The organism is Pseudomonas cichorii (assembly GCF_018343775.1).
Taxonomy (GTDB): Bacteria; Pseudomonadota; Gammaproteobacteria; order Pseudomonadales; family Pseudomonadaceae; genus Aquipseudomonas; species Aquipseudomonas cichorii.
The window spans coordinates 5,955,458-5,971,851 of the sequence record NZ_CP074349.1 but is presented as its reverse complement, the minus strand read 5'-3'; the positions used below and the strand labels follow the sequence as shown (position 1 = coordinate 5,971,851).

Annotated in this window: 11 protein-coding genes and 1 pseudogene; all 12 read left to right on the top strand. The window is 57.5% G+C overall.

Annotated features, from left to right (window positions below; all coding sequences use genetic code 11):
* Positions 1-6 precede the first annotated feature (6 nt).
* Entirely contained in the window at positions 7-1,551 is a 1,545-nt protein-coding gene (gene atpA / locus KGD89_RS25800; RefSeq protein WP_025262616.1) for a F0F1 ATP synthase subunit alpha, read from the top strand.
* Between the two features lie 50 nt (positions 1,552-1,601).
* Positions 1,602-2,462, top strand: coding sequence for a F0F1 ATP synthase subunit gamma (atpG, locus tag KGD89_RS25795; RefSeq protein ID WP_025262615.1), 861 nt, complete (start codon positions 1,602-1,604; stop codon positions 2,460-2,462).
* 27 nt (positions 2,463-2,489) lie between these two features.
* Positions 2,490-3,866: a F0F1 ATP synthase subunit beta gene (atpD, locus tag KGD89_RS25790; RefSeq protein ID WP_025262614.1), complete on the top strand. Its 1,377-nt coding sequence runs from the start codon at positions 2,490-2,492 to the stop codon at positions 3,864-3,866.
* 44 nt (positions 3,867-3,910) lie between these two features.
* Positions 3,911-4,336: a F0F1 ATP synthase subunit epsilon gene (locus tag KGD89_RS25785; RefSeq protein ID WP_025262613.1), complete on the top strand. Its 426-nt coding sequence runs from the start codon at positions 3,911-3,913 to the stop codon at positions 4,334-4,336.
* A gap of 109 nt (positions 4,337-4,445) precedes the next feature.
* Complete coding sequence (glmU, locus tag KGD89_RS25780; protein WP_025262612.1) at positions 4,446-5,813, top strand: bifunctional UDP-N-acetylglucosamine diphosphorylase/glucosamine-1-phosphate N-acetyltransferase GlmU; 1,368 nt, start codon at positions 4,446-4,448, stop codon at positions 5,811-5,813.
* Positions 5,814-5,946: 133 nt separating this feature from the next.
* On the top strand, positions 5,947-6,714 hold the full coding sequence (locus tag KGD89_RS25775) for a DeoR/GlpR family DNA-binding transcription regulator (protein WP_025262611.1): 768 nt from the start codon (positions 5,947-5,949) through the stop codon (positions 6,712-6,714).
* A gap of 9 nt (positions 6,715-6,723) precedes the next feature.
* The gene (gene glmS / locus KGD89_RS25770; protein WP_025262610.1) at positions 6,724-8,559 is read left to right on the top strand and encodes a glutamine--fructose-6-phosphate transaminase (isomerizing); all 1,836 of its coding nucleotides are present in this window, start codon (positions 6,724-6,726) and stop codon (positions 8,557-8,559) included.
* Between the two features lie 589 nt (positions 8,560-9,148).
* Positions 9,149-10,825, top strand: a complete 1,677-nt coding sequence (locus KGD89_RS25765; RefSeq protein ID WP_025262609.1) for a sensor domain-containing diguanylate cyclase — start codon at positions 9,149-9,151, stop codon at positions 10,823-10,825.
* 277 nt (positions 10,826-11,102) lie between these two features.
* Positions 11,103-12,122: pseudogene (locus KGD89_RS26550) on the top strand (methyl-accepting chemotaxis protein); the annotation flags it as partial.
* 39 nt (positions 12,123-12,161) lie between these two features.
* Positions 12,162-13,025: a methyl-accepting chemotaxis protein gene (locus KGD89_RS26545; protein ID WP_404940698.1), complete on the top strand. Its 864-nt coding sequence runs from the start codon at positions 12,162-12,164 to the stop codon at positions 13,023-13,025.
* 265 nt (positions 13,026-13,290) lie between these two features.
* On the top strand, positions 13,291-15,045 hold the full coding sequence (locus KGD89_RS25755) for an ABC transporter permease (protein ID WP_025262607.1): 1,755 nt from the start codon (positions 13,291-13,293) through the stop codon (positions 15,043-15,045).
* Between the two features lie 12 nt (positions 15,046-15,057).
* Positions 15,058-16,359 carry an ABC transporter ATP-binding protein gene (locus KGD89_RS25750; RefSeq protein WP_025262606.1) on the top strand — a complete coding sequence of 434 codons (1,302 nt, stop codon included), beginning with the start codon at positions 15,058-15,060 and terminating at the stop codon, positions 16,357-16,359.
* The last annotated feature ends 35 nt before the right edge of the window (positions 16,360-16,394 follow it).

The following is a 16,394-nucleotide window of genomic DNA, read 5'->3' as shown; positions in this document are numbered from 1 at the left end:
AGAGCAATGCAGCAACTCAATCCTTCCGAAATAAGTGAAATCATCAAGGGTCGCATCGAGAAGCTCGATGTAACCTCCCAAGCCCGCAACGAAGGCACCGTCGTCAGCGTGTCTGACGGTATCGTGCGGATTCACGGTCTTGCCGACGTAATGTACGGCGAAATGATCGAGTTTCCGGGCGGCGTCTTCGGTATGGCGCTGAACCTTGAGCAAGACTCTGTCGGTGCCGTTGTACTGGGCGCCTACACGACTCTGGCTGAAGGCATGAGCGCCAAGTGCACCGGCCGCATCCTCGAAGTTCCGGTTGGTAAGGAACTGCTGGGTCGCGTTGTCGACGCACTGGGCAACCCTGTTGACGGTAAAGGTCCGCTGAACAACACCGAGACCGATGCGGTCGAGAAAGTTGCTCCAGGCGTGATCTGGCGTAAGTCGGTCGACCAGCCAGTGCAAACTGGCTACAAGGCCGTCGACGCAATGATTCCAGTCGGCCGTGGCCAGCGTGAGCTGATCATCGGTGACCGCCAGATCGGTAAAACCGCCATGGCAATCGACGCGATCATCAACCAGAAAAACAGCGGCATCTTCTGCGTCTACGTTGCAGTTGGTCAGAAGCAATCGACCATCGCCAACGTTGTTCGCAAGCTCGAAGAAAACGGTGCACTGGCTAACACCATCATCGTTGCTGCAAGTGCTTCCGAATCCGCTGCGCTGCAATTCCTTGCACCGTACTCGGGTTGCACCATGGGCGAGTACTTCCGTGACCGCGGTGAAGACGCGCTGATCGTTTATGACGATCTGTCCAAGCAAGCAGTGGCTTACCGCCAGATTTCCCTGCTGCTGCGCCGTCCACCAGGCCGTGAAGCCTACCCAGGTGACGTGTTCTATCTCCACTCCCGTCTGCTGGAGCGCGCATCGCGTGTTTCCGAAGAGTACGTAGAGAAGTTCACCAACGGCGCAGTGACCGGCAAAACCGGTTCCCTGACTGCACTGCCGATCATCGAAACCCAGGCTGGCGACGTTTCCGCGTTCGTTCCGACCAACGTGATTTCCATCACCGACGGTCAGATCTTCCTGGAATCGGCCATGTTCAACTCCGGCATCCGTCCGGCAGTGAACGCCGGTGTTTCGGTATCCCGTGTAGGTGGTGCCGCACAGACCAAGATCATCAAGAAGCTTTCCGGTGGTATCCGTACCGCTCTGGCTCAGTACCGTGAACTGGCGGCATTCGCCCAGTTCGCTTCTGACCTGGACGAAGCGACCCGCAAGCAGCTTGAGCATGGTCAGCGCGTTACCGAGCTGATGAAGCAGAAGCAATACGCGCCGATGTCCATCGCTGATATGTCGTTGTCCCTGTATGCCGCTGAACGTGGCTTCCTGGTGGACATCGAGATTCCAAAAATCGGCAGCTTCGAGCAGGCTCTGATTGCTTACTTCAACCGCGATCACGCCGACTTGATGGCGAAGATCAACGTGAAGGGTGACTTCAATGACGAAATCGACTCTGGCCTCAAAGCCGGTATCGAGAAGTTCAAGGCCACCCAAACCTGGTAAGCCGCAGCGGGAGCCGAGAGGTTCCCGCTTGCTAACCTGATAGGTGTTACATGGCAGGCGCAAAAGAGATTCGCAGCAAGATTGCGAGCATCAAAAGCACGCAAAAGATCACCAGCGCCATGGAAAAAGTGGCGGTCAGCAAAATGCGCAAGGCTCAGTCGCGCATGGCTGCTAGCCGTCCTTACGCGGAGCGCATCCGTCAGGTGATTGGTCATCTTGCCAACGCCAACCCGGAGTATCGCCACCCGTTCATGATCGAGCGCGAAGTAAAGCGTGTCGGTTATGTCGTAGTGAGCAGTGACCGTGGTTTGTGCGGTGGCCTGAACACCAACCTGTTCAAGGCTTTGGTCAAGGACATGGCGGTAAACCGTGAAAACGGCGTAGAGATCGATCTGTGCGTGGTCGGCAGCAAAGGTGCGGCATTTTTCCGCAACTTCGGCGGTAACGTCGTCGCTGCGATCAGCCACCTGGGCGAAGAGCCGTCGATCAATGACCTGATCGGCAGCGTCAAGGTGATGCTGGATGCCTACCTGGATGGTCGAATTGATCGCCTGTCCGTGGTATCCAACAAGTTCATCAACACCATGACCCAGCAGCCAACGGTGGAGCAATTGATTCCGCTGGTGGCAACCCCGGATCAGAAACTCAAGCACCACTGGGACTATCTCTACGAACCCGATGCCAAAGAGCTGCTTGACGGCTTGATGGTTCGCTACGTTGAGTCGCAGGTGTACCAGGCGGTGGTCGAGAACAACGCTGCTGAACAAGCTGCGCGGATGATCGCGATGAAGAACGCCACAGACAACGCCGGTGATTTGATCAGCGATTTGCAGCTGATCTACAACAAGGCGCGTCAGGCAGCGATCACCCAAGAGATCTCGGAAATCGTCGGCGGCGCTGCCGCGGTTTAACGGTTCAAATATTAGAGGAACCAGCTAATGAGTAGCGGACGTATCGTTCAAATCATCGGCGCCGTGATCGACGTGGAATTCCCACGCGATAGCGTACCGAGTATCTACAACGCGCTGAGTGTACAAGGCGCGGAAACCACTCTTGAAGTTCAGCAGCAGCTGGGCGACGGCGTGGTTCGTACCATTGCAATGGGTTCGACCGAAGGCTTGAAGCGCGGTCTGAACGTCAATGACAGCGGCGCAGCCATTTCCGTACCGGTCGGTAAAGCGACTCTGGGCCGGATCATGGACGTCCTGGGCAACCCGATCGACGAAGCCGGTCCTATCGGTGAAGAAGAGCGTTGGGGCATTCACCGTCCTGCGCCGTCCTTCGCTGAACAGGCGGGTGGCAACGATCTGCTGGAAACAGGCATCAAGGTTATCGACCTGGTTTGCCCGTTCGCCAAGGGCGGTAAAGTCGGTCTGTTCGGTGGTGCCGGTGTAGGCAAAACCGTAAACATGATGGAACTGATCCGTAACATCGCCATCGAGCACAGCGGTTATTCCGTGTTCGCCGGTGTGGGTGAGCGTACTCGTGAGGGTAACGACTTCTACCACGAGATGAAGGACTCCAACGTTCTGGACAAAGTGGCACTGGTTTACGGTCAGATGAACGAGCCACCGGGAAACCGTCTGCGCGTTGCTCTGACCGGCCTGACCATGGCCGAGAAGTTCCGTGACGAAGGTAACGACGTTCTGCTGTTCGTCGACAACATCTATCGTTACACCCTGGCCGGTACCGAAGTATCCGCACTGCTGGGCCGTATGCCTTCCGCAGTAGGTTACCAACCGACCCTGGCTGAAGAGATGGGTACTCTGCAAGAGCGCATCACTTCCACCAAAAACGGTTCGATCACCTCGATCCAGGCGGTATACGTACCAGCGGACGACTTGACCGACCCGTCGCCAGCGACCACGTTCGCCCACTTGGACGCAACGGTCGTACTGTCCCGTGACATCGCCTCCCTGGGTATCTACCCAGCGGTAGATCCACTGGATTCGACTTCGCGCCAGCTGGACCCGAACGTCATCGGCCAGGAACACTACGACACCGCTCGCGGCGTTCAGTACGTGTTGCAGCGTTACAAAGAGCTGAAAGACATCATCGCGATCCTGGGTATGGACGAGCTGTCGGAAACCGACAAGCAGTTGGTAAACCGTGCTCGTAAGATCCAGCGCTTCCTGTCGCAGCCGTTCTTCGTGGCTGAAGTCTTCACGGGTGCATCGGGTAAATACGTTTCCCTGAAAGACACCATTGCTGGCTTCAAAGGCATCCTCAACGGTGACTACGACCACCTGCCAGAACAAGCGTTCTACATGGTCGGCGGCATCGAAGAAGCGATCGAGAAAGCCAAGAAACTGTAATCCCGGCGCCCGGCAACGGGCGCTAATCAGGTTGAGGCAAGCAAATGGCTATGACAGTCCATTGCGACATCGTCAGCGCGGAAGGGGAAATCTTCTCCGGTCTGGTCGAGATGGTGATTGCGCACGGTAACCTGGGTGATCTCGGTATCGCTCCAGGCCACGCGCCTCTGATCACCAATCTGGTCCCGGGCCCGATCCGCTTGATCAAGCAGGGTGGGGAAGCCGAGGTGTTCTACATCTCTGGTGGTTTCCTCGAGGTTCAGCCGAACATGGTCAAGGTGCTTGCCGATACTGTGCAACGTGCTGCCGACCTGGACGAAGCTTCTGCTCAGGCCGCCGTCAAGGCTGCCGAGAAGGCCCTGAACGAAAAAGGCGCGGACTTCGATTACGGATCTGCAACTGCTCGTCTGGCCGAGGCTGCAGCTCAGCTGCGCACCGTTCAGCAAATTCGCAAGAAGTTCGGCGGCTAACCCTGCTGGCTTTAATGCGCGATTGAGTAAAAGGGTAGCCTCGGCTACCCTTTTTCTTTTTTCCGAATCAGTCCGTTCCGGGCTGGTTGCCGCTCAGTTGGTAGTCCTCATGTCTCTCGATATCGTTATTCTTGCCGCTGGCCAAGGTACCCGGATGCGTTCGGCCTTGCCTAAAGTCCTGCACCCTGTTGCAGGTAACTCCATGCTTGGTCATGTTATCCACAGCGCACGACAGTTATCCCCAAATGGCATTCATGTGGTGATCGGTCATGGCGCCGATGCCGTACGCGAACGCCTGGCAGCGGATGACTTGAATTTCGTCATGCAGGACAAGCAACTGGGGACAGGCCACGCAGTTGCCCAGGCAGTACCGCACCTGAGCGCTGATACCGTGCTGATTCTTTACGGTGATGTACCGCTGATCGAGGTTCAGACCCTGCAGCGTCTGCTGGCACTGGTCACCCCGCAGCAGTTGGGCCTGCTGACTGTGACGCTGGACGATCCGACAGGCTATGGCCGCATCGTTCGCGACGCCGAGAACCGGGTCTGTGCCATTGTCGAGCACAAGGATGCCAGCGAAGCCCAGAAGGCGATCAACGAAGGCAATACCGGCATTCTTGCAGTGCCTGGCAAGCGTCTGGCCGACTGGCTCGGGCGTCTGTCCAATAACAACGCCCAGGGCGAGTATTACCTGACGGACGTCATCGCCATGGCAGTCAGTGACGGCCTGGTGGTTGCCACCGAACAGCCTCACGACGCAATGGAAGTGCAGGGCGCCAATGACCGCAAGCAATTGGCGGAACTGGAGCGTCACTATCAGTTGCGTGAAGCCCGTCGTGTGATGGCTGCCGGTGTGACCCTGCGTGACCCGGCACGTTTCGACGTGCGTGGCGAGGTGACGGTTGGCCGCGATGTGCTGATCGATATCAACGTGATTCTTGAAGGTCGCGTAATTATTGAAGATGACGTGGTTATTGGCCCGAACTGCGTCATCAAGGACAGCACCCTGCGCAAAGGTGTCGTGCTCAAGGCCAACAGCCACATCGAAGGCGCGATTCTGGGCGAGGGCAGTGACGCGGGTCCATTCGCTCGCCTGCGTCCTGGCAGTGTTCTGGGGGCCAAGGCCCATGTGGGTAACTTTGTCGAACTCAAGAATGCTCACCTTGGCGATGGCGCAAAAGCCGGCCACCTGACTTATCTGGGCGATGCCGAAATCGGTGCGCGTACCAACATCGGTGCCGGGACCATCACCTGCAACTACGATGGTGCCAACAAGCACAAGACCATCCTGGGTGAGGACGTCTTCATCGGCTCCAACAACTCGCTGGTTGCACCTGTGGATATCTCTTCAGGAGCCACCACTGCAGCGGGTTCCACCATCAATCAGAACATTCCTGCCGAACAGTTGGGCGTTGCTCGTGCACGCCAGCGCAACATCGAAGGCTGGAAGCGCCCGGTGAAGGTCAAGAAGCCATAAGGTTATCCACAGGAGCGCATTTACTCGCGAAACCTCTTCATTCGCGAATGAATTCGCTCCTACGGCTTGACCCGGTTCCGATAATAAGGTTTTATTGCTTTCGTTATCTTTTGAATCGAAACTTAAAGCCAAAATGTCGAAACGTAATACGCCTAAACGTCGCCATAATATTCTCGCCTTGCTCAATGAGCAGGGCGAAGTCAGTGTCGATGATCTGGCCCAGCGCTTTGAAACTTCGGAAGTTACGATTCGAAAGGATCTGGCCGCTCTCGAAAGCAATGGCTTGCTGCTACGCCGTTACGGTGGTGCAGTCACCTTGCCCCATGAATTGATTGCCGAAAGCAGCCAGCCTGTTTCTCGATACAAGCAGGCCATTGCCCGGGCGGCAGTGACGCGAATTCGCGAACATGCCCGCATCATTGTGGACAGTGGCAGCACCACCGCTGCGCTGATCCCCGAACTCGGTGCCCAACCGGGCCTGGTGGTGATGACCAACTCCCTGCATGTAGCTCGCGCCCTGGCCGAGCTTGAGCATGAGCCGGTGCTGTTGATGACCGGTGGAACCTGGGACCCGCACTCCGAATCCTTCCAGGGACAGGTAGCCGAGCAGGTTCTGCGCTCCTACGACTTCGATCAATTGTTCATTGGTGCCGACGGCATCGATCTGATTCGCGGTACCACCACCTTCAATGAGTTGCTGGGACTGAGCCGGGTCATGGCTGAAGTCGCCCGGGAAGTGGTGGTCATGGTCGAAGCCGACAAAGTCGGTCGCAAGATTCCCAACCTGGAACTGCCCTGGAGCAGTATCCATACCCTTATCACAGATGAGCGCCTGCCCGATGAGGCACGCGAACAGATAAAAGCCCGCGGCATTACCCTGATTTGTGCCGCTGTCAGCTAGGAGAGAACCATGTGTGGAATTGTCGGCGCCGTTGCTGAACGTAGTATCACAGCCATTCTGCTGGAAGGGCTCAAACGTCTTGAATACCGTGGCTATGACAGCGCCGGTGTAGCGGTTTTCAGCAATGAAGGCAGCCTTGAGCGTCGTCGTCGTTCGGGCAAGGTCAGCGAACTGGAGCAGGCGTTGGCAGGCGAGCCTCTGGCCGGTCGTCTGGGTATCGCTCACACCCGTTGGGCCACCCACGGCGCACCATGCGAGCGCAATGCACATCCGCACTTTTCGGCTGATGAACTGGCAGTTGTCCACAACGGCATCATCGAAAACCACGAAGCCCTGCGCGAGCGTCTCAAAGGCCTGGGTTACGTATTCGCTTCCGATACCGACACCGAAGTCATCGTCCACCTGCTGCACCACAAACTCAAGGACACTCCGGATCTGGCCAATGCCCTGAAAGCAGCGGTCAAGGAATTGCACGGTGCCTACGGCCTGGCAGTCATCAGCGCCAAACAACCGGATCGCCTGCTGGCCGCACGCAGTGGCAGCCCGTTGGTGATTGGCCTGGGTCTTGGTGAAAACTTCCTGGCATCGGACCAGTTGGCACTGCGTCAGGTGACCGACCGCTTCGTGTACCTGGAAGAAGGCGATATCGCAGAGATCCGTCGCGACAGCGTGCAGATCTGGTCTGTGGATGGTCTGCCGGTGGTTCGCGAAACCGTGCAATACCACGAAGGTGCCGAAGCAGCCGACAAAGGCGAATACCGTCACTTCATGCTCAAGGAAATCCACGAGCAACCCAAGGTTGTGCAGCGCACGCTTGAAGGTCGCCTGGGTCAGCAACAAGTGCTGGTCCACGCTTTTGGCCCGCAAGCTGCTGAACTCTTCGCCAAGGTTCGCAATGTGCAGATCGTAGCCTGTGGCACCAGCTATCACGCTGGCATGGTTGCGCGTTACTGGCTCGAAGGTCTGGCCGGTATCCCTTGCCAGGTCGAAGTGGCCAGTGAGTTCCGCTATCGCAAGGTCGTGGTCCAGCCGGACACCCTGTTCGTCTCCATCTCCCAGTCCGGCGAAACCGCCGACACCCTGGCTGCACTGCGCAATGCCAAGGAACTTGGCTTCCTGGCAAGCCTGGCCATCTGCAACGTCGGCATCAGCTCCCTGGTGCGCGAGTCGGACCTGACCCTGCTGACCCAGGCCGGTCCTGAAATCGGTGTTGCGTCCACCAAGGCCTTCACCACCCAACTGGTTGCCCTGCTGTTGCTGACCCTGTCCCTTGGGCAGGTCAAAGGCACACTGGATGAAGGTGTCGAAGCCGAACTGGTCGAAGAACTGCGCCGTCTGCCGACCCGTCTGGGTGAAGCGCTGGCCATGGACAGCACCGTCGAGAAAGTCGCCGAGCTGTTCGCCGAGAAACACCACACCCTGTTCCTGGGCCGTGGCGCGCAATTCCCGGTAGCGATGGAGGGAGCACTCAAGCTCAAGGAAATCTCGTACATCCACGCCGAAGCCTACCCGGCCGGCGAACTCAAGCACGGCCCGCTGGCGCTTGTGGATAACGACATGCCGGTGGTCACCGTTGCACCCAACAACGAACTGCTGGAAAAACTCAAATCCAACCTCCAGGAAGTCCGCGCACGCGGCGGTGAACTGGTGGTATTCGCTGATGAACAAGCCGGCATGAAAAACGGCGAAGGTACCCACGTCATCGCCATGCCACACATCATCGACGCCCTGGCCCCGATTCTCTACACCATCCCGTTGCAGTTGCTCTCTTACTACGTGGCGGTGTTGAAGGGTACGGACGTGGATCAGCCTCGGAATCTGGCCAAATCCGTTACTGTGGAGTGAGTTATCCACAGGGGAGTTTGGTGGTGTTTTTAGAGAATTAAAAATGTCCCGGAGCCGGTGGGGTCAGTCACTCCCGGCTCCTGCTACTTCTTTTGAAAAAACTCGCAATACGGTCCCACCAACCGATTTTCCTCGAAGCAAGTTCTGAGTTTTCCGCAGCCGTTGTTAATGGTGCAATCTCCGCAACCTCAGCCGGTACTGTTACCTTTTTTGTTTTTGGCGTATTTGCGCATCATCCCATGAGTATATGTACGTAGATTCATGAACGAAATTGACCCACCAATAGAGGGCATGGTGAAAGCGTACTGGCAGTGCGGTTCAACTACCAGTGCCGCTGCTCGTTGTCAGGAACCTGCCTGCTGAAGCCCGGGCAAGGTCGACGCATCGACTGATCATCTTTCCTCGTAGTGTTGGCCTGGCTGCCCGTCAGGTCGCTGACGTCGTCAATGATTTCATGGTTGTGCCTTATCCTCCCCTACAAGCCCCTGGGTCATAGTTGCATCCATCCCTCAGACCGCATTTTTTCCTTGCTCTTGGCCCGTCATATTCGGCATAAAGTGCCACTACCCTCACAATCAGATGCCCACTCATGATCAAAGCCAGTCTCCGTAGCCACCTGACCTTATGGTGTGCGGGCTTGTCGTTGTTTACGCTCTTGAGTGTCGGCTTCTATGTTGGGCATATTGCTACCGAACAGATGAAGCAGGCGAGTGCCAATACGTCATTAAGTACCGCCAAGTCGGCCGCCGCATTGCTGGGTGCGCAGCTCTATGAGCGGCAACTGGAAATGCACCTGCTCAGTCAGGAAAGCCATGTGATGAGCGGCAATCTGGACGATCCGGCCATCCTTCGGTCGATGGAGCTGCGCAGCCAGTCCCATTCCGAATATGCCTGGATGGGGGTTGCCGATACGGACGGACGTGTGCGGCAGGCGGTGAATGGTGTGCTGGTCAATCAGTCGGTCAAGGAACGTCCGTGGTTCAAGGCGGGTTTGCAAGGCTCCTACACCGGCGATCCTCATGAGGCTGTCCTGCTAGCCAAGTTGTTGCCCAATCCCAGTGGCGAACCTGTGCGCTTCATTGATTTCGCAACGCCCATCCGCAATGCCGAGGGCACTGTCATTGGCGTGCTGAGTGCGCATGCTCACTGGAGCTGGATGGCCAGGATTGTTGAAGCGGCCGTTCTGCGCGAAGGCATGCTGGCCAATACCGAAGTGCTGATCGTCGATCAGGCGGGCGATGTTCTTTATCCACAGCAACGTGTGGGTGAAAAACATCCAGAGTTGCTTCAGTCACCACCGCCGGGATGGTTCGTGGGTGATGGTTTTCTGAGCAGCGTTGTGAAAGTGCCGACCCCTACGATTTCAGGGCTGGCCTGGTACGTCGCGGTTCGCCAGCCACTTGATCAGGCGCTGCAACCTGCGCATAGCCTTTTTTACCGTTTGCTGGGGCTGGGCGTCATTGCCGCCCTCGCATTTGGTCTGGCGGCCTACTATCTGGCGTTGTACCTCAGCCGTCCAATCGAGCAATTGGCCAAGTCCGCCAGGCTGGTGCAGGACCAGCAGCCCGGCGTGAGCTTCCCGCTGAGCCACCCTGTATTGGAAATCGCTCAGCTCGGCCAGTCGATACAGAACATGACGCAATCGCTGCTGGGCAAGGAACGCGAACTGCATGATGCCAACAGCTCACTGGAAGTCACGGTTGCACAACGAACAGCGGCACTCACCGAGGCCAATGCCGAACTGTTGAAGCTGGCCACTCACGATGCGCTGACGGGTGTGTATAACCGGCGCATGTTCGATGAAAAACTGATCGAATGCAGTCAGCGCTTTGAACGCACCGGACGCCCGTTCGCCTTGCTGTTCATCGATGCCGACCACTTCAAGCGCATCAATGACACCTATGGTCATGCCATTGGCGATGAGGTGCTCTACCAACTGGCTCAACTCATCGAGCAGAACACTCGTTCCACCGATTTCGTTGCCCGTTACGGCGGTGAGGAATTCGCAGTGTTGTTGCCGGAGTTCGACAACCTGCGCAGCCCGGAAATCGTGGCCGAGAAGATCCGCGCCACCATTGCCGATGCCGACTTTTCTCTGGTCGGGCAGGTGACCGTCAGCATCGGCATCGGTCTGGCCGAGTCAAGCGATGCCAATTCGACAGCGCTTATCAAACGTGCCGATCAGCAGCTCTATCAGGCGAAGCTGTCGGGCAGGAACCGGGTTGTCTGCAATGTCAGCATGAGTGATCTGCAGTTATCCACATGACGTCGGCACGCAATGTGTTGATCATCCGACCGAGCGCTGTGGATAACTTTATCCTCAGCGCCTAGGCGCTAGCCATTTTTTTACCTCCTGAAATCCTCGGCTTTCCTGAAGCAGGCCTTGCCACGTCTGCATTCCAGAAAATTTTTAGTCCTGATTTTGACTTTTTGATCAAGTTTCAGGCCCGTTGGGCCGATATGCGTGTGCGCGAGTCTGCTGCCTAAAAAAATAAAATCTTCAGCTTTTGCATGGCCGCATCGAAGAACATCACGGAGAGTTTATGAACAGCAGTTTTGCGAATATCAGCGTCAACATGAAACTGGCCCTGGGATTTGGCCTGGTTCTGGTTTTTACCGCGTTACTGGCCCTTGTCGGCTGGAACAGTCTGGACAGACTGATTTACCGCACCGACAGAATCGGCGATATCACTGAACTGGGTAACAAGCTGACAGTACTGCGTGTGGCACGGTTGCAGTACATGCTTGCCGATGGCGACGATACTGCTGCCCAGAATGTCCAGACTCAGTTGGAAAGCTTCAAGAGCACCCGACAATCCATACGCAATAACTTCGATTCTCCGGCGAATGCACAGCTTCTGGAACGCTTGGGCGATCAGCTCAATGCATACGAAAAGCTGCTGACCCAGATGCGCACGGCCTATCGCAACAGTGTCACTGTGCGTGCTGAAATGGGCGCCAATGCTACGCGGGCGAATGAGCTTCTTTCGGCGATCAATGAGTCGGTCATGAAGCTGGACTCTTCCGATCCCGCGCGTTCCGATCAGTTGCAACTGATTGCCAGTGCCCGCATGGACGTGCAACTGGCGCGTTACGAAGTGCGTGGCTATACCGGCAATACTACGGAAAAGACCGAGCAGACGGCACTCCAGCAAATAGACGCCTCCATCCAGGGCCTCGACAGGCTCAAGGCCGCATTCAATACGACCCAGGCCGACAAGATTGTCCAGTTGGAAACGGCTCTGCGTGCTTACAAGGCCTCTGTACAGGGCTTCAAGGATGCGGACAGTTCCATCAATGCCACGCGCAAGGAAATGACGGGTCTTGGGGATGCGATCTTCAAGGTGGGCTCTGAACTCACTGCCCTGCAGAAAACCCTGGCTGAACAGGATACTTCCCAGGCGCGTAACCTCCAGCTCATCGGTACGCTGATTGCTCTGCTGCTGGGCGTGTTTGCGGCCATCATCATCACTCGCCAGATCACCCGCCCATTGCAGGAAACCCTGGAAGTCGTGAACCGTATTGCTTCGGGTGATCTGAGCCACACCGTGGTGATCACACGTCGCGACGAGCTGGGCGTGCTGCAACAAGGTATCCAGCGCATGGGCGCCACGTTGCGTGAGCTGATTACCGGGATTCGTGATGGCGTTACCCAGATTGCCAGCGCTGCCGAAGAGCTTTCAGCGGTGACCGAACAGACCAGTGCCGGGGTCAACAGCCAGAAAGTCGAGACCGATCAGGTGGCCACTGCCATGCATGAGATGTCTGCCACTGTGCATGAAGTGGCGCGCAATGCCGAGCAGGCTTCGGTGGCAGCTTCCACAGCGGACAAGGAAGCTCGCGAAGGCGACAAGGTGGTGGGCGAAGCCATTCACCAGATCGAAAAGCTGGCCAACGAAGTCTTGCGTTCCAGCGATGCCATGACGGTACTGGAGCAGGAAAGCAACAAGATCGGCAAGGTCATGGACGTGATCAAGGCCGTGGCCGAACAGACCAACCTGCTGGCGCTCAACGCCGCAATCGAAGCGGCTCGTGCCGGTGAGGCTGGGCGTGGCTTTGCGGTGGTGGCCGATGAAGTGCGGGGGCTGGCCCAGCGTACCCAGCAATCGACCGAGGAAATCGAAAGCCTGGTTGCCGCATTGCAGAACGGTACTCGTCAGGTCTCCGATATCATGCTCGGCAGCCGCAGCCTGACCGACAGCAGTGTCGCCCTGACCCGCAAGGCGGGTACTTCTCTGGAAAGCATCACGCGTACGGTTTCCAACATCCAGGCCATGAACCAGCAGATCGCCGCCGCAGCCGAACAACAGAGTTCGGTGGCCGACGAAATCAGCCGCAGCATCCTGAACGTTCGCGATGTGTCCGAACAGACGGCCGAAGCCAGCGAAGAAACTGCTGCCTCCAGCGTCGAACTGGCGCGACTGGGCAACCAGTTGCAGATGATGGTGAGCCATTTCCGCGTTTAATTTAAACCCTTCGCGAATACATTCGCTCCTACGGTAGGAGCGAATGTATTCGCGAAGAACCCCCTCTCATATACGTTGGTATACGCAACTTATATATAAGTCTGTTAATTGGCTACTTTTGCAGGTTTCACGTATTTCCCGCACTTCTATAACCTTGCTCATCAAGAGAGCACGGTGGTTTAACTTATAACTCTCCGCTCAATGCTCACGGCCAGTTCTTTGAACTTTGCCGCCCTTGTTTGTACGCAATTGTTCGAGGTGAGCCATGAACTCTGTCTTTGAATCCGGTAAAAAACGGCCACCTCTCAAGTACGGATCGACGCGCAATCATGTGTCCGGTCTGGCCGACTTTATCTGTGTGCTGCTTCTGGCAGTGATCGCAATGCTGGTGTTTCACGGCGTCCATCAGATGGCGCAACCCCTGATGGTACTGGACAGTTCGCCCATGGTGCTCGATACGGCGCAGTTGCCGGAGTATGCCTTGCGCACCACACTGCGCATGTTTGCGGCGCTGGCGGCTTCGTTGATCTTCACGTTTGTCGTGGCCACTCTGGCGGCCAAGAGTCGCAAGGCCGAGATGATCATTATTCCGGCGCTGGACATATTACAGTCCGTTCCGGTTCTGGGGTTTATGGCATTTACCGTGACCTTCTTCATGGGCATGTTTCCCGGTCGGCAATTGGGTGCAGAGTTTGCGGCCATCTTTGCCATTTTTACCAGTCAGGCCTGGAACATGGCGTTCAGTTTCTATCAGTCGCTGCGCACGGTGCCGAGCGATTTGAATGAAGTCAGTCGCCAGTTCGGTTTTTCGCCGTTGCTCAGGTTTTTCCGGCTGGAGTTGCCATTCGCCATGCCGGGGCTGGTGTGGAACATGATGATGTCGATGTCTGGCGGCTGGTTTTTCGTGGTGGCCTGCGAAGCGATTTCTGTGGGGGATACCCAGATCAACCTGCCAGGCATCGGTTCCTGGCTGGCACTGGCTATTGCCCATAAGGACCCCGCTGCTGTGGCCTGGGCGGTGGGGGCCATGGCGTTGGTGATCCTGTGCTACGACCAGTTGCTGTTTCGGCCGGTGGTAGCCTGGGCCGACAAGTTTCGTTTCGAGCAGACCGCCTCGCAAAAACGTCCGCGCTCATGGATGTACAGCCTGTTGGGGCGTTCGCGCCTGGTGCCTGCTGTCTGTGCAGCGTTTACAGCGCCCTGGCGTGTATTGATGGCCGTGAACTGGTCGGTTTTGGGGCGTTCGCGCAAGACCGCGGTCACGCCCAGAGTGAACCGCCTGGCTGACAGCCTCTGGCTGGTCCTGGTGCTGGCCGGTTGTGTGGCCGCGAGTGTCTGGCTGATGCATTTCATCAGCCAGACACTGGGGCTGGACGATGTGGCGAACGCTTTTGGCCTCGGGTTGGTGACCATGTTGCGTGTGATTCTGCTGATCGTCATTGCCAGCCTGATCTGGGTGCCGATCGGTGTGTGGATCGGCTTGCGTCCTGTGTGGGCTGAACGGCTGCAACCGGTTGCGCAGTTTCTCGCGGCGTTTCCGGCCAACGTGCTGTTCCCGTTCGCGGTCATCGCCATTGTCGGGCTGAAGCTGAACCCGGATATCTGGCTCTCGCCGCTGATGGTGCTGGGGACCCAGTGGTACATCCTGTTCAACGTGATCGCCGGGGCCAGCGCCTTGCCGACCGACCTGCGGGAAGTGGCCGGGATCTTCAACATACGCGGCTGGCAATGGTGGCGGCGCGTGGCTTTGCCGGGGATTTTCCCTTACTACATTACCGGCGCGCTCACCGCTTCAGGCGGTTCGTGGAACGCCAGCATCGTGGCCGAGGCGGTGTCCTGGGGTGACAAGTCCCTGCAGGCAACCGGGCTGGGCTCGTATATCGCCAGTGCCACTCAGGCGGGTGATTTCGCCCGGGTTGCCTTGGGCATCGTCGTGATGTCGGTGTTCGTAATTGCCTTCAACCGTCTGCTCTGGCGCCCGCTTTACGGGTTTGCCGAGCGCCGTTTGAGTCTGGTCTGAGGAGTGGAAAGCATGATGACTATCGAAAAGCGCTGCCTGGTGGATGTCCGCGATGTTCGGCATGTCTACGGCAAAGCCAGCAAAGAAAGGCTGGTGCTGGATAACGTGACGCTCAAGCTCAACGAAAACGAGATCATCGGCCTGCTGGGCCGCTCGGGTTCGGGCAAGTCCACGCTGCTGCGCTCCATTGCTGGCCTGGTGGTGCCCACCGCTGGCGAAGTGAGTTTCCCCGCCGGGCCGCAAGGGCGGGCACCCACCGTGAGCATGGTTTTCCAGAGCTTTGCGCTGTTCCCGTGGCTGACGGTGCTGGAGAATGTGGAAGTCGGCCTGGAAGCGCAGCGAGTGCCTGCAGAGCTGCGCCGCAAGCGCGCTCTGGCGGCCATTGACCTGATTGGCCTGGACGGTTTCGAGAGTGCTTATCCCAAGGAGTTGTCGGGCGGCATGCGCCAGCGTGTGGGCATGGCTCGCGCCCTGGTGATCGACCCTGACGTGCTGTTGATGGACGAGCCGTTTTCTGCCCTCGACGTGCTGACCGCCGAAACCCTGCGCACCGATCTGCTGGACATGTGGTCCGAAGGCCGGATGCCCATCAAGTCGATCCTGATGGTGACCCACAACATCGCCGAAGCGGTGCTGATGTGTGATCGCATCCTGCTGTTCTCCTCCAACCCCGGTCGGGTGGTCAGCGAGATCAAGGTCGATCTGCCGCAGCCGCGCAACCGTCAGGACCCACTGTTCAGGGCTCTGGTGGAAGAGATCTACGTGCTCATGACTCAGGACAGTGACGCTGGCGAACTGCGTCAGGGCGTCTTTCCGGGGACCGGACTGGGCATGGTGCTGCCGCAGGTTTCCATCAACGCGCTGACCGGGTTGATCGAGGCGATTCATGCGCCGCCTTATGGCGCCACGGCGGACTTGCCGGAGCTGGCCAGCGCATTGCACTACAACGCCGACGAGCTGTTCCCGATTGCCGAAGTCCTGCAATTGCTGCGTTTTGCCGAACTCAAGGGGGGCGACATCCGCCTGCTGCCGTCTGCGCGTCGCTATGCCCTGGCCGACATAGATGAGCGCAAACAGCTGTTCGCCCACCATCTGCTGAGTTTCGTACCGCTGGTGGCGCATATCCGTCGCGTGCTGGATGATCGTGCCACCCACACGGCTCCGGCGCGACGTTTCCGGGACCAGCTTGAAGACTTCATGTCCGAAAGCGATGCAATGCAGACCTTGCGCAGCGTCACCCAGTGGGGCCGCTATGCCGAGCTTTTTGCCTATGATGAGGTGCTGGATCAGTTCAGCCTCGACAATCCCTCATAAGCGCCGCACGAAAACTGGCATATTCAGCGTTCATC

Coding starts and splice junctions, on each gene's coding strand:
- atpA (WP_025262616.1), top strand. CDS start 7: ATGCAGCAACTCAATCCTTCCGAAATAAGTGAAATCATCAAGGGTCGC.
- atpG (WP_025262615.1), top strand. CDS start 1,602: ATGGCAGGCGCAAAAGAGATTCGCAGCAAGATTGCGAGCATCAAAAGC.
- atpD (WP_025262614.1), top strand. CDS start 2,490: ATGAGTAGCGGACGTATCGTTCAAATCATCGGCGCCGTGATCGACGTG.
- KGD89_RS25785 (WP_025262613.1), top strand. CDS start 3,911: ATGGCTATGACAGTCCATTGCGACATCGTCAGCGCGGAAGGGGAAATC.
- glmU (WP_025262612.1), top strand. CDS start 4,446: ATGTCTCTCGATATCGTTATTCTTGCCGCTGGCCAAGGTACCCGGATG.
- KGD89_RS25775 (WP_025262611.1), top strand. CDS start 5,947: ATGTCGAAACGTAATACGCCTAAACGTCGCCATAATATTCTCGCCTTG.
- glmS (WP_025262610.1), top strand. CDS start 6,724: ATGTGTGGAATTGTCGGCGCCGTTGCTGAACGTAGTATCACAGCCATT.
- KGD89_RS25765 (WP_025262609.1), top strand. CDS start 9,149: ATGATCAAAGCCAGTCTCCGTAGCCACCTGACCTTATGGTGTGCGGGC.
- KGD89_RS26545 (WP_404940698.1), top strand. CDS start 12,162: ATGGGCGCCACGTTGCGTGAGCTGATTACCGGGATTCGTGATGGCGTT.
- KGD89_RS25755 (WP_025262607.1), top strand. CDS start 13,291: ATGAACTCTGTCTTTGAATCCGGTAAAAAACGGCCACCTCTCAAGTAC.
- KGD89_RS25750 (WP_025262606.1), top strand. CDS start 15,058: ATGATGACTATCGAAAAGCGCTGCCTGGTGGATGTCCGCGATGTTCGG.